General features: G+C 39.7%; 13 protein-coding genes. 5 read left to right on the top strand and 8 right to left on the bottom strand.

Annotation, left to right across the window (positions count from 1 at the left end):
• Positions 1-133 precede the first annotated feature (133 nt).
• Positions 134-652, bottom strand: coding sequence for a DUF2058 domain-containing protein (locus ACNKW3_RS03815; protein WP_427397941.1), 519 nt, complete (start codon positions 650-652; stop codon positions 134-136).
• Between the two features lie 146 nt (positions 653-798).
• Between ACNKW3_RS03815 and ACNKW3_RS03810 the strand changes: the two genes are divergently transcribed.
• Both ACNKW3_RS03810 and ACNKW3_RS03805 read left to right on the top strand, forming a co-directional pair.
• Positions 799-1,545, top strand: coding sequence for a PRC-barrel domain-containing protein (locus ACNKW3_RS03810; protein WP_427397940.1), 747 nt, complete (start codon positions 799-801; stop codon positions 1,543-1,545).
• Between the two features lie 97 nt (positions 1,546-1,642).
• Positions 1,643-2,497, top strand: a complete 855-nt coding sequence (locus ACNKW3_RS03805; protein ID WP_427397939.1) for a substrate-binding periplasmic protein — start codon at positions 1,643-1,645, stop codon at positions 2,495-2,497.
• Positions 2,498-2,502: 5 nt separating this feature from the next.
• On the opposite strand, the gene ACNKW3_RS03800 is transcribed toward ACNKW3_RS03805, so the two are convergent.
• From ACNKW3_RS03800 to ACNKW3_RS03790, 3 genes are all read right to left on the bottom strand, one after another.
• Positions 2,503-4,395: a M48 family metallopeptidase gene (locus ACNKW3_RS03800; protein ID WP_427397938.1), complete on the bottom strand. Its 1,893-nt coding sequence runs from the start codon at positions 4,393-4,395 to the stop codon at positions 2,503-2,505.
• A 3-nt stretch (positions 4,396-4,398) separates the two neighbouring features.
• Positions 4,399-4,992 (bottom strand): LemA family protein, encoded by a 594-nt coding sequence (locus ACNKW3_RS03795; RefSeq protein WP_427397937.1) that lies wholly within the window; start codon positions 4,990-4,992, stop codon positions 4,399-4,401.
• 153 nt (positions 4,993-5,145) lie between these two features.
• The gene (locus ACNKW3_RS03790) at positions 5,146-6,063 is read right to left on the bottom strand and encodes a LytTR family transcriptional regulator DNA-binding domain-containing protein (RefSeq protein ID WP_427397936.1); all 918 of its coding nucleotides are present in this window, start codon (positions 6,061-6,063) and stop codon (positions 5,146-5,148) included.
• A gap of 79 nt (positions 6,064-6,142) precedes the next feature.
• Between ACNKW3_RS03790 and ACNKW3_RS03785 the strand changes: the two genes are divergently transcribed.
• Positions 6,143-7,294 (top strand): acyltransferase family protein, encoded by a 1,152-nt coding sequence (locus tag ACNKW3_RS03785; protein WP_427397935.1) that lies wholly within the window; start codon positions 6,143-6,145, stop codon positions 7,292-7,294.
• A gap of 47 nt (positions 7,295-7,341) precedes the next feature.
• On the opposite strand, the gene ACNKW3_RS03780 is transcribed toward ACNKW3_RS03785, so the two are convergent.
• The 3 genes from ACNKW3_RS03780 to ACNKW3_RS03770 all read right to left on the bottom strand — a co-directional run bounded on the left by ACNKW3_RS03780 (position 7,342) and on the right by ACNKW3_RS03770 (position 10,633).
• Positions 7,342-7,752, bottom strand: a complete 411-nt coding sequence (locus ACNKW3_RS03780; protein ID WP_427397934.1) for a gamma-glutamylcyclotransferase family protein — start codon at positions 7,750-7,752, stop codon at positions 7,342-7,344.
• Between the two features lie 68 nt (positions 7,753-7,820).
• Positions 7,821-9,992, bottom strand: a complete 2,172-nt coding sequence (locus ACNKW3_RS03775) for a prolyl oligopeptidase family serine peptidase (protein ID WP_427397933.1) — start codon at positions 9,990-9,992, stop codon at positions 7,821-7,823.
• 35 nt (positions 9,993-10,027) lie between these two features.
• Complete coding sequence (locus ACNKW3_RS03770; RefSeq protein ID WP_427397932.1) at positions 10,028-10,633, bottom strand: hypothetical protein; 606 nt, start codon at positions 10,631-10,633, stop codon at positions 10,028-10,030.
• 114 nt (positions 10,634-10,747) lie between these two features.
• On the opposite strand from ACNKW3_RS03770, the gene purT reads away from it, so the two are divergent.
• On the top strand, positions 10,748-11,929 hold the full coding sequence (purT, locus tag ACNKW3_RS03765; protein WP_427397931.1) for a formate-dependent phosphoribosylglycinamide formyltransferase: 1,182 nt from the start codon (positions 10,748-10,750) through the stop codon (positions 11,927-11,929).
• An 11-nt stretch (positions 11,930-11,940) separates the two neighbouring features.
• Here purT and ACNKW3_RS03760 read toward each other — a convergent pair whose 3' ends face one another.
• The gene (locus ACNKW3_RS03760) at positions 11,941-12,279 is read right to left on the bottom strand and encodes a VOC family protein (protein ID WP_427397930.1); all 339 of its coding nucleotides are present in this window, start codon (positions 12,277-12,279) and stop codon (positions 11,941-11,943) included.
• 202 nt (positions 12,280-12,481) lie between these two features.
• Here ACNKW3_RS03760 and ACNKW3_RS03755 point away from each other — a divergent pair, with 202 nt between their 5' ends.
• Positions 12,482-13,960 carry a methyl-accepting chemotaxis protein gene (locus ACNKW3_RS03755; protein WP_427397929.1) on the top strand — a complete coding sequence of 493 codons (1,479 nt, stop codon included), beginning with the start codon at positions 12,482-12,484 and terminating at the stop codon, positions 13,958-13,960.
• The last annotated feature ends 10 nt before the right edge of the window (positions 13,961-13,970 follow it).

Below are 13,970 nucleotides of genomic sequence, written 5' to 3'. Positions count from 1 at the left end.
GAATGTTGTAGAGTACTGACTAAATTTTCGGCCGAATTTTCAAAAAGTTAAATCTACAACCTTGGTCATTAACTGGGCAGTAATCTCTGTGAAATTAATTGCCATTTAAAGTGACGCTCTTTAGCTCAAGTCCTTACCACATAAGATCATCTGGCACTACGTAATCGGCATAAGGATCGTCTTCAATTGGAATTTCTTCTGACGTTTTATTTTCAATCATTACACTGGTATCGCGCTCACTGATTTTTTTACCAACAACATTGGGCACCACTATGTAGCCACCCTCAAATCTTGCGACAGCTAAAAGTCCTTTAACTAACTGTGCACGCGTCGCTTCATCGACGTAAATACTTTTAATAATTGTGCCGTCGGTAAAATTGTATTTGATGTCTCCTTTACCCAATTCAATTTTGTTAGCGACGATCAACTGCTTTATCTGAGCTTGGATTTCTCGTTCCAATTTTTGTTCTTGTTGCTGTTTATTCAGTTCTTTTGCCCGTGTTTGTTCTGCAATTTTTTTTGCCTCTACACTGGCTTTTACTTCTTTAGCTAAGGTTCTCGATTTTTTGGAGCCTTTTTTAGCTTTGTTCGCTTGTTTATTGCTTACTAGACCAGCTTTCAACATTTGTTCTTGAAGGGATAATTTACTCATAACACCGATATTTAAAACTCAACTTTTAACGCTAATAATAGACGTTATCACTCATTTAAAAAAGCGTACTAAAGGAATTTCCTTTGTCAGCAATCTCAAATTAGACAATTTCCGTATTCTACTTCATAGTTATATCGGAGGACGTTATGAATATCAGCCTAAAAACACTGCTAAGTTTTGATGTAAATGCCACAGATGGAGCACTGGGTCACATACAAGATGTATTGTTTGATGATGATTCCTGGACAATCAGATATGTGAATGTTGATACTCAGCGCTGGAGACCTTTATCCAAAAAAGTACTGGTGACACCAGTTTCACTAAAACTTCTCGATACTCAAGAAGAAACCTTGGATATCAAACTCAGCAAACAGCAAATATTAGATTGCCCTTCAATTGAAGAACACCAGCCTATCTCCCGTAAATACGAACAAATAATGTTCGACTTTTTTGGATACGGATATTATTGGAATGGTTTAGGTCTTTGGGGAGATTTTCATACCCCAACCGCTTTGGCTGAACAATATGTACAAAAAGAAGATATTGAGGCTTTAGAAGATACTGAAGATACCTCGCCTAATCTAAGATCAACCAAAGAATTAAAGCATTATGATTTAGTGGAGTCCGATGGCATGAAAGGCCATGTCACAGACTTTATCGTTGATGCAGACACTTGGTCGATTCTATATATTGTAATTGATACCCGCAATTGGTTACCTGGCGGCAAAAAAGTGATGATTCCTATTAGCCATTTGCAAGATATCAGTTGGAAAGATCAGGCTGTTTACTCTGATATCAAAGTTAAAGATCTAGAACGAATTCCAGCTTTTGATGAAGGAAAAATTAACAATAACGAGTTCCTTACAGAGATCGATCAAGCCCTTAAAAATTAAATAGATAGCCCTTAAAGTTAATATTTTGTTAACTAAATGTGGTTTTATTTGATTTATAAACTACACTAAAGTTGTAAAATTTGTTAGGGCAATCGTTATGAAAACCAGTTTAAGCTTGTTCATCATGGTGTTGTCTCTTGGCCTTGTATCTTGCTCTCAAGATCAAGGACAACCCATGCAAAATCAAACATCAATAGTGTCCTCAGAGACCACCTCCTCTTCTCAAGATGAAGCTACTTCATCCAACAAACAAACCTGTTCACTTACTATTGGTTTCGATGTATGGGCGCCGTATCAGTATGTAGACGTAAATGACAGGGTAAGCGGTCTTGATATTGAGTTGATCTCAGAGGTCACCGATTATATGGGCTGCACGGTAGATTTTCGGCAAGGGACATGGGTGTCGTTGTTGGAAGATTTGCGTAATGGTGAAGTTGATATGCTATTAGGCGCCTCTAAAACTGAGTCTAGAGAATCTTTTGCGTTTTTCAGTGAACCATATCGTACTGAGGAGTTTTCTTTGTATATTCGCAAAGACGACGCTAAAAGGGCAAAGTATGAAGACATAGCTAGTTTCATTGCAAACGGCAGCAAAATTGGCGTAGTAAGCTCTTATTATTATGGCGACAAGATTTCATCCATGTTAGACGATGAAAGTATTCAAGAGCAGTTCGTGTTCGGCATTATGGGCGAATTAAATGTTGCCCGTTTGCTTGATATGGACATTGATGCCTTCTTGGAAGATAACTTTGTCGGGGCCTCTATGATTCGTCGAAAAGCGTTGGGCGATTACATAGTCCCCCACGGCTTCACCGTGAACACGGGCAACATCTATGTGATGTTCAGTAAGGGCTCTGTTGAACCTGAACTAGTTTCACAATTTAACCAAGTGCTAACATCCCTCAAAGCGGGTGAAGAATATTCAGCCATAATGCAAAAATACGCCAATTAACCTTACTAAGCTTTGCTCAATGTCTGAAAAACAGGCATTGGGCAACCTAAGGTTTCGGCGATTGCACGCATTAACTCCTGCTCTGTATGGCAGTATTCGTCATCTTGAGTCATCATGAAGAAAGCTATTTTCAATAGTTGTTCTTTTCTTTTTGGATATAAGCTGCGTAGTTGTATGACAGCGCCTGCAAAGTCTTCTATTAACACAGGGCCTGACGGATCTTTACTTTGACCTGAAACCTCTACTGAAAACAATTCCTTTACTTGTTGTTTTACTGTTTCATGGTGTTCTGGCTTGACACACTGATCCAATATGAGCTGTAAAAAACAATTTAACTCTGTTGCTACCTTGGCAAAATCTTTGTGTCTATGAATTGGTACTCTAGCCGTTTCAAACTCAGTTTTTAAATATTGAGTTGTGATAGAAAAGACTGTCCATTCAAATAAGTCTAGCTGGTTATCAGCATTTATCAGATATTTTAGATTTTCCTCAAATCGATAAAAATTGATTTTCGACATACTTCTTAAATTAGGCAATGCTATTTCTAGCACAGGTAAACGCAAACTTTCCGCTAGATCTTGGAATTCAGGGAGCATGGTTTGGAATTCCTCAAATTGAATCTCAGGCAGTTGTGTCTTTAAATATCCAATTTGATTATCTAGAGCTTTATCTTTAGAGGTCTTGCCTACTAACAATGCATAAATAGCCGACTCTGCTGATTCGGTATTATACAATCTTGGTTTAATTACACTTGGGATACTAGCGATTAAGTTTGTAGCCGTTTGAATATGTTGAGTAGCCAAGTTTCCAATATCAGACGTATTAATTTCACTAGGTTGAGGAGCAAAGCCCGAAGTTTGCTCATTTTGTCCGGAAGATGTCGGGGTATACTCTTTGAATTTGCCTCTAAATAGTGGATCTAACTTTTTAATTCTATCGTTTAGAGGAGGATGGGTTGAAAACAAGCCACCAAATTTTGATTTAATCGCGTCGGCAAAAAAAGCATGACTAAACGAGCGGGCTTCTGAGGTTTCTAGATTGCCGTGAGATTTGATTCCACCAATCTTCTTTAGGGCGTTGGCGATACCTTGATTGTCTCGGGTAAATTGCACTGCTGACGCATCTGCTAAATATTCTCTTTGTCGACTAACAGAAGCCTTTATAATATTCCCGAAAAACACGCCTGTATAACCTATAACAACAAAGCCCAAGCCCATAAGTGCAATGTTGCCGTTGTTTTTGGAGCGACTGGAGTGGCTAGTCGTTTGCATTATTCTATAGCCGATCAGCGCGATAATTAGAATACCGTGCAAGACGCTGACTAAGCGCATATTTAAACGCATATCACCGTTTAAAATATGGCTAAATTCATGGGCAATAACCCCTTGAAGTTCGGCTCTGTCTAAATTATCTAATGCGCCTTGGGTCACACCGATAACAGCATCATCAGTGGAATAACCAGCGGCGAAGGCGTTTATTGCATTTTCATTTTTGAGTAAATAGACTGGCGGCACAGGCGTTCCTGATGCTATCGCCATTTCTTCTACCACGTTTAACAGCACTTTTTGTTGATGATTTTGGGTGTTGTGATCAATTTTTTCACCGCCCAATGACTGCGCCACAACACGCCCACCGGCTGAAAGTGAAGACATTTTATACAGGCTACCGCCTGATATCACAGCTAAGATACCCAGTGAAATCCAAGCAAACATTTCCCAATTGAAGTTTGCCATTATGAGATCAAAAGATAAGGGTTGGCCTTGTAAATCAAAATAGATGAACACGCCCATGATGGAAATATTGGTCACTATAATTAGCGTTACAACCGCCATAGTGAAATAAAACAGCAACCATTTTGTGCTGGTTCGGGCGTTATCTTGTGATTCAAAAAAATTCATAAATTAGAAGCTTACTTTTGGTGCTTCCTGAATTTTGTCACTGTCTTGGAACTCAAGTAGAGCCGCATCTTCAGAATGGCCAAACATATTCGCCAGCATATTCTGGGGGAAACTTTGCTTATAAGTATTGTAGGCTAAGACTTGATCATTATACGCTTGGCGAGAAAAGCTCACTTTATTTTCTGTCGAACTCAATTCTTCGCTTACTTGCATCATATTTTGGTTAGCTTTAAGGTCAGGATAAGCTTCCATGACTACGTTTAATCTTCCTAAAGCACCGGAAAGCATAGCTTCTGCACCTGCAAGATCTTGCATAGCCGCACCACTCATATTGTCTGCGGCTTTAGACAAACCAGCAGATGCTTGATTACGCGCTGCTATCACATTTTCGAGGGTTTCTTTTTCATGCTGCATGTAGGCTTTGGCGGTTTCGACCAAATTAGGGATCAGGTCGTAACGACGCTTTAATTGCACTTCAATTTGCGCAAAGGCATTTTTGTAGCGGTTTTTGAGCGCTACTAATTTGTTGAAGATACTGATTAGATAGAACGCGATAATAACGATAACCACTATGGCAATAATGCTAGTAATGTCCAAAGTACTCTCCTTGTAGGGTACACATTAGAAAATGCAGTATATGAAAATATTCAGGGGCTGCATAGCTTTGCTAGAACGAAAATTGTAACGCAATTTTACAATCTTACTTTTAGACACCAACACAATTGATGAGCAAAGATAAACTCGCTCTAGTTAAAGAGATAAATTTTGTTTAAATGCGTCTTTATAGCGCCTTGATAAATTCAATTGCTGGCCATTTTTTAGTGTGATTTCACCATCGCCGCTAGGCTGATAACTGATGGATTCAATAGCGTCGTGGTTAACCGAATACGATCTGTGAATTCGAGTGAATTTTGATGACAGTTTATCCGTCATCTCAGTTAAGGTGCCGCGTAAGGGATATATGCGATTATTACTATACAAATTGACGTAATTTCCTGAAGACTCCATCCACTCAATTTCATTGGTCTTTAGCAAAAACTCTTTGTCTAATTTTCGAACCAATAAATACTCTGGAAATTTGACTGTTTGTTTTGAGTCATCGCTCGTAGAAGGTGAATCATTGAGAAAATTCGCTTCACCTTTTAATCGGCTATATAGCATTTTAAACAAGGTGAACAACATCAATACAAATAAATAGCCCCAAACATCTTTACGATATTCATAGAAAAATTCACGTAACCAGGGACCAAAGCTATAGTTGCCATTAGCCAATGAATAAATTAACTCACGCAGTAATACCATCAATACAACATGTGAAATGGCGTATAACAAACTTACTAAAATATGTGCTCCAACCTGCTTTAGTGGAGCTTCAAACCTAAGTGGATATGCCCGCCAGAACATCATCAAAAATGGCAACACTATGACATTCGCTATTAAACTTGAATATTCCCAAACAAAGGGTTCCCAAAGGGATATTTGCGCCTCGCCATCCCTAGTAACCTCCATCCAAACAGAAGTTGCATTGATGGTATTGTTGATAAACATGTACACCAATATTGCAACGATGAAATAAAGCGTAGGGCGTTTATCAATACGCTCGATCCATTTGGTTAAAAAGGTATTTTTTTCATCCCTATTTCCCACCGTTTGTCCCTTTTCTTCCACCGTTTCGTCACCTGAGGCTAGTTAGACCAGACATTCTACTACAAGATTTGTTTCGCAAGATTAATGGAGAGCGGAAGTAATGACAATAGTTGAAAGACGAGATGATATTGATTGGTTAAGAGTGTTGGCTTTTTTTATTTTAATCGGCTATCACATCGGTATGTTTTACGTGCTTGATTGGGGATGGCACATTAAAAGCGAACACCAAAGCCAGATCTTGCAAGATATAATGATTTTGTTTAATCAATGGCGAATGTCTTTGCTGTTTTTTATTTCGGCTATGTCCTTGGCGTTATTTCAGCAAAAGTACGGTTTGAAAAATGTATTATCTATTCGAAGTAAACGCTTATTAATACCCTTAGTTTTTGGCATGCTGGTTATAGTGCCTCCTCAGCTGTATATAGAATTGCAGCATAGCATCGGATACGACAAAAATTACCTAAGCTTTCTTTCTGAATACTACAATCTAGATACTCAGCTAGCCCCTGAAAAACAAAGTGTAATAGGCCTTATTACTTGGAATCATCTATGGTTTTTACCCTATTTGTTTGTGTATTCAGTCATACTCTTGCTGATACATAAAGCGATTACTCGATTGGTAGAGTCCAGCTTTATACAAAAGCTTTCATTACCTGTTTTTGTGGCGTTGCTTGTAGTAACAACAACGCTGATATGGCTGGCATTACGCCAAAAATTTCCAACCACTCATGACTTAGTAAATGATTGGTACAGTCATGCTAAATACTTTTGGGTATTTTTGGTAGGATACGGTTTAGTATATACCCCTAAATTATGGGATTCCGTCGTTCACCATCGCTGGCGACTTCTCATGGTAGCAGTTGTGTGTTATGCGTTCATTATTGCAGATAGACACGGTGCTTGGACGTTTTTAGCTGATAGATTTGAAACTTCTCTGTTAGTGAAAAGCTTTTATGGAAGCGTATTTACACTAAATCATTGGACTTGGATACTTGCGCTAGTGGGTTTGGCAGGCCACTATCTTAGATTCACTAACCAGTTTTTAAGATACGCTAACACCGCTATTTTACCTTGGTACATGTTGCACCAAACACTCATTATCATTGTGGCCAATTACTTGGCACCGAATCGATTACCTGTAGTGATTGAACTAAGTTTAATTACCGCAATAACATTAGTGGGATGTTTTGTAGGGTACGAACTCGCCAAGCGTATAAAGCTACTAAGACTTCTTTTCGGCCTAAAACACTAAAAATGGAGCCGTAGTTCATTTTTTTGGAAAAATGAACTACGGCTCCATTATTTCTTATTCGCAAAGGCATAGTAATCACCGCTTGGTATTAGCTCTAGCTGTGTCACATCGCGGTTATAGATATACACCCAAGCCGTTAACACAATTGACTTCGACGTTAGCACTCGGCATAGTTTTCGAACATACTCATGAGGTTTAACATGATGCTCTGAACATTCTTCGTAATCATCTAAGAAAGAAAAAAGCACCTCTCTATTTTTAATTCGATACAACTCCCCTATCACTTGGTCACCTTCTGTATCAGATTCGATTACACCTGGATAATCACCTAGGTTAAACATTAAGCCTTGAAGTGTTGCAAAGCTCGAAAACTCTGCGTTCTGGATAAGTTTTCTGTGTTGGGGGGAATCTATAGATTTTAGAAGAGTACCGTAAACAAACAAATATTCATTGGCCACTGGTAACTCCAAAAATGGAGTCGTAGTTCATTTTTGGGGAGAATGAACTACGGCTCCATTGTTTGTTTTTAGTTGAGGGTGGTGATGCCCATGTTGTATAGGGTGAAGCCGTAGAGATCAGCTACCTCTTCTATGGTTTTGCTGATGGGTTTACCAGCACCGTGGCCCGCATCAGTTTCAATACGGATTAAGGTCGGATTATCACCTGTTTGATGTTCTTGCAGTACCGCTGCGAATTTAAATGAATGAGCTGGAACCACTCTATCATCATGATCTGCTGTTGTGATTAGCGTTGCAGGGTATTCAACACCTGATTTTACATTGTGAACCGGTGAATAACCTAACAAGTACTCAAACATTTCTGGGCTCTGCTCTGAAGTACCATAGTCATACGCCCAACCGGCACCGGCAGTGAAAGTGTGATAACGCAACATGTCCAATACTCCAACCGCAGGCAAGGCTACTTTAGCTAGGTCTGGTCTTTGGGTCATTACCGCACCAACCAGCAGGCCGCCGTTAGATCCGCCTCTTAGCGCTAGATAATCATTGCTAGTGTAGTTATTTTCGATAAGGTATTCAGCTGCTGCAATAAAATCATCAAACACATTTTGCTTTTGCATTTGCGTACCCGCTTTATGCCAAGCTTTACCATACTCACCGCCACCGCGTAAATTAGGCACAGCATAGACGCCACCAAGTTTAAGCCATGCAGCTACAGTAGAACTAAAGCTCGGCGTTAAGCTGATATTAAACCCACCATAACCATATAAAATTGTGGGATTTTTACCATTTAACTCGGTATCTTTGTGATAAGTAATTATCATTGGAACCTTGGTTCCATCTTTAGAAGTGTAAAACACTTGTTTCGATACATAATCTTCGCTGTTGAAGCGTAATTCTGGCTTGTTGAATAATTCGGTTTCACCAGACTCAATATTAAACTCAAAAATAGAAGTTGGTGTCACGTAGTTGGTAAAAGTGTAGTAAGTACTTACAGCATCTTTTTTGCCGCCAAATGAACCAGCAGATCCTAAACCTGGTAATTCGATTTCTCTCACAAGGTTTCCTTGCAAATCATATTGCATTACTTTTGAAATGGCATCGACCATATATTCAGCAAATAGAAATCCACCCGCTGTACTCGGGCTTAATACATTTTCAGTTTCGGCGATTAAATCTTTCCAATTTGCAACATCTGGATTTTTCGCATCAGCCACAATAATCTTAGTGTTAGGTGCGTTCTCGTTGGTCACTAAAAACAATTTGTCGCCGCTACTGGTTAACATATAAACATCTGCATCTATGCTTTGTTTAACCGTTTTCCAACCAGCTGCTTTATCCTCTAAATCCATCAAGTAAGCGCGGTTTCCAGAGGTGGAATTTGCTGCACTTACAAACAAAAATCTATTATCTTCACTGACTTGGGCACCAATATAACGATGTTTTTCGCTATCAATATGACCAAATACCTTTTCATCTTCTGACTGAGGCGTTCCAACTTTATGATAATAAAGTTTGTGCTGATCTGTTTTCTCACTTAGCTCTGACCCTGTGGGTTTGTCGTAGCTGGAATAATAAAATCCATCGTTTTTGTACCAAGATAAACCACTGAATTTGACGTCTTGAAGCGGTTTCCCAATGAATTCTTTGGTTTCAACATCCATGATATACACTTGGCGCCAATCACTACCACCAGTGGAAGTTTGATAGGCGACTTTTGCACCATCTTCAGAAAATGCCATTCCGGCTAGAGACACTGTTCCATCTTCACTGAAGGTATTGGGATCAATAAAAACTTCAGCTTCTGCATCACCTTTCTGACGATATACAACGCTCTGATTTTGTAAGCCATCGTTTTTATAAAAGTAGGTATATTCACCTTCGGTAAATGGTGCTGAAACCCTTTCGTAGTTGATAAGGTCTCGCACCACGTCTTCAATCTCTTCGCGATAAGGAATCTTACCTAAGAATGCTTGAGTTACTTGATTTTGCTGTTTTACCCAATCACCGGTTTCCTCACTCATATCATCTTCTAACCAACGATAGGGGTCTGCTACTTCAGTGCCAAAATAGGTATCAATAACTTCTCCATGTCTACTCACTGGATATTGTGTTTTGCTTGAACTCACTGTTGACTCACTCTCTTTGGGGACTTCTGATGCTTCCTCAGTTTTTGGCTGGCAAGCTACCAATGTGCTCAGCAAAACTAGAGGTATCGCTTTTAAAAGGTGTTTTTTCATGTTTTCTGCCTGTTACTTTTTTGTTTTTATTAAGATTATTCTTTTTCGTAACCCCAAGGTGTTGGGGGTATTTCAATAGGTTTGGTCAAATCGAAATCTACTCTAAATTCTCTTCCTTGGCGAGTTAATCGATAACTGAATTGCTCAGGATATACAAACATTTGCCAAGTATTACCAATGGATTGAGGCAATTGCAATCGGCTGAATAACTGTTTTGAGTATTCGTCAGCAGGGAACGATTGAATATGCGCATAACCAGCGTCTAATGTATGCCCGCCATACATAGTCAATGAATCATCCTCACCATTTTCTAGTCTATGATCATGTTTTAAACTTAATCCACTGCCAGTTTTGGTAATGATCCAAGTACGTGAAGCGTTTTCTCCTACGTAAAAAGGAATTTCCAACCGCGATTCTGTGCACTTGCGAACAAACATCACCAAGGTTTTATCAGTAAATCCATTTGAAGGTGGTGTATCTACACTCAATTTACCTTCAAACGCCTTTCCACAATGTGCCGCAATAGATTGAAAAAATGCATCATGCGTTGGAATAGATACCAATGGCGCGGGTCGTGAAAAGCTAGGCTCACTTAGCAGTAAAAATACAAGGGTGATTGTGGAGATTAGAATCAAACGCATATTTATTCTCGTTTTTTCATTCATGCTATCACAACAAACAACAAGAGCGTGTTTATCTTTGATTTTATTTTATCTCTAAGCTATTTTGTGTCAAAAATTTAGAGATAGGCAAAAATGACAATTTTAGGCACACCTTTTTCTCCGTCATCCACAAAAGTTCTTTTACTCGGTTCTGGCGAGCTTGGCAAAGAAGTTGTAATTGAATTAAAACGCTTAGGGTGCGAAGTGATAGCGCTCGATAGATACGAAAATGCACCGGCAATGCAAGTGGCCGACCGAAGCTATACCTTATCAATGCTTGATGGTGAGGCGCTTGAGAAAATAGTTACCCAAGAACAACCAGATTTTATTGTTCCTGAAATTGAAGCCATAGCTACTGCTAAATTAATTACCCTAGAACAGCGGGGATTTACCGTTGTTCCAAGTGCCAAAGCAGCCCATCTCACCATGAACCGAGAAGGTATTCGAAGACTAGTAGCTGAGGAGCTTTCTTTACCGACTTCAGCCTATAAGTTTGCGGATAATTTAGATGATTTTGAAGATGCCGTTGAAGAAATAGGTTTTCCATGCTTAGTAAAACCCATTATGAGTTCTTCGGGTAAGGGGCAATCGACATTGCGCAGCAAGGACGATGTAAAACAAGCGTGGCAATTAGCTCAAGAAGGTGGTCGCGCCGGCGCAGGCACTGTTATTGTCGAATCATTTATTGATTTCGATTACGAAATTACGCTTCTCACTATTCGCCATAAAGACGGTACTAGCTATTGCGAACCCATTGGACATCGTCAAGAAGACGGTGATTACCGAGAATCTTGGCAGCCACAACAAATGAGCGAAATAGCGCTTAAACACGCAAAATCCATGGCAAATAAGGTCACAGCTGCTCTGGGTGGATATGGCTTATTTGGTGTCGAACTATTCATAAAAGGGGATGAAGTCTATTTTAGCGAAGTCTCACCTCGTCCCCATGACACTGGCATGGTTACCCTTATATCCCAAGATTTATCTGAATTTGCCTTACATGTTCGGGCATTCTTAGGCCTGTCGATCCCAGATATTACCTTTAAGGGACCATCAGCCTCTGTAGCTTTGTTGGTAGAAGGGGAATCTACGAGTATTCAATATCAAGGAATTGACAAAGCCCTTAGCGTTCCTCAAACAGATATTCGTTTGTTTGGTAAGCCAGAAATTAAAGGGCGACGTCGAATGGGTGTGTGTTTAAGTCGAGCAGATTCTCCAGAAGCAGCTGTCGAAAAAGCGTTAGGAATGGCACAACAAATTCAAGTCGAAACTTGATTTAATTTCGATTAAAAATGTTGATCAAACATAATTAAGTTACCGTCTGGATCTTTTAGCATAAAGTGCGTAGGTCCAGATTCTCCGGAGGTCGGCGAATCAATAGTGTAGCCTTTTGCCTTAATTTCAGCTTCAATAGCACGGGCATCCTTAGGATTAAAGGTAAGAATGTTCTGCTCAAACATATCTTGAAACAAACCAATCACCACAGTGTCTTTTTGCATTATCAACCATTTTTCTTCAATGCCGCCGCACTCAGGATGGCATTGAAAACCCAAACTTTCATAAAACTCTTTAGATTTTGCAATATCTTTAACGGTAAGACTTACTGAAAATTGCCCTAACTCCATAACTTTCTCCTTGTACTTTTAAATTAGGTCGCAAGTTTTTAATCAAGGGTTTACTTGATCACAAGATTTTAAGCATAACCTATTTCGTCTTTTTTACTAGCGAACTGACTCAGCTAAATTTTTTCGCAAAAAAAGCTAATTTATAAGGGCATTTCGCCGATAACGAAATGTGCTTTTGGACTTTTAATATAAGGTATCTCTGATGGTTTATCCTTGGATTGAAAAGGGACATAAAGTTTACAAAGGAGTGTTATTTTTTCAGGCGTTTTTAACCCTGTTCATTGGGTATTTTACTGATACCCTAATGCTTGGACTTGTTGCTGGCATTATTATCTTGGCGCTTCCTCTCGCTATGATGCAATTGCAACAACACAGCCGAGTTACTTGTCATGCTGCGGTCATAGCAACTCAATTATTTGCTGCTTTGCATATTCAGCAATACGGCGGTACTACCTACATGCACTTTGAAATTTTTGCAGTGATGGCAATGACCACCTTATATCGTGATTGGACGGTAGTGGTTTCAAGTGTAGCGGTTGTCGCACTCCACCATATCAGTTTTTATATTATGCAATCCAGCGGAATGCCTGTTTTCATCTTTGAAGAGTTATACCTCACCTTCTATGTGCTAATCGTTCACGCATTATTTGCCATCGCAGAAGGTATTGTGCTTGGGTTTATGGCTATTCAATCTAAAAATGATGGTGCGTCTGGTCAAGAGCTAACGGAAGCCGTCAACACCATAATGGCTGAAAAGGGTACTTTCAACTTACATGTGAAAACCTCTGGCTCAACGCCGGCTTTACGCCAATTCGAAGCCTTGATTAATGCATTTTCTGAATTCATTGAGCATACCAAGTCAGTTGCAGGTGTACTTGATCAGGTTTCCCAAGAAGTAGGCACCTTATCTAAAGAAGTGAAACAAGCGAGTACAGATACTACGGGCCAGGTAGCAACCATAGCAGCTGCTACTGAAGAAATGACAGTAAATAACGACTCAGTAGCTTCTAGAGCTAATGAGGTCAACACCCTGTCTTTGAATGCGAGAGATTCCAGCATTGAAGCTAAAACCGTGGTAGTAGAATCCAATGGTGATATTGTTTCGCTACAGCAGGATTTAACCAGTACATCTAGCGCTATTTCTCAGCTATCGGAAAAATGCCAACAAATTGAAGATTTTATGGCGTCAATTAAAGCCATATCTGAACAAACTAACTTACTAGCGCTGAATGCTGCTATTGAATCTGCGCGCGCAGGGGAACACGGTAGAGGTTTTGCGGTAGTTGCTGATGAAGTGCGCCAGTTGGCTATGCGCACCAAAGAAAACACTGAACAAATCAGCGAAATAACCGCGGCCCTGATTCATGAATCTACAGTGTCTGTGCAACAAATGAAGGGCTGTGTAGAAAAATCAGGCAAAGTATCAAATTCATCAGATTCAGCTAAACGCATTATTGATACAGTTGTTAGTAGCATCAGTTCTGTGACCAACAACATGACGTCCGTGGCCGAAGCAATTCGGGAGCAATCTCAAGCTTCTGCTGAGATCTCTAAATCCACCAGCTTGCTGGCGAATACATCAGAAGCACTTTCATTAAGTGCAGACCATACAGAGCAAAGCTTCTCTAGTTTAGGTGGTCAAATAGCGCAACTGCAACACCAATTGTCACGTTTTAAATAAACCTTAGATT

This window comes from Glaciecola sp. 1036 (assembly GCF_050306235.1).
Classification (GTDB): Bacteria; Pseudomonadota; Gammaproteobacteria; order Enterobacterales; family Alteromonadaceae; genus Glaciecola.
This window is presented reverse-complemented; position numbering and strand designations above follow the sequence as displayed.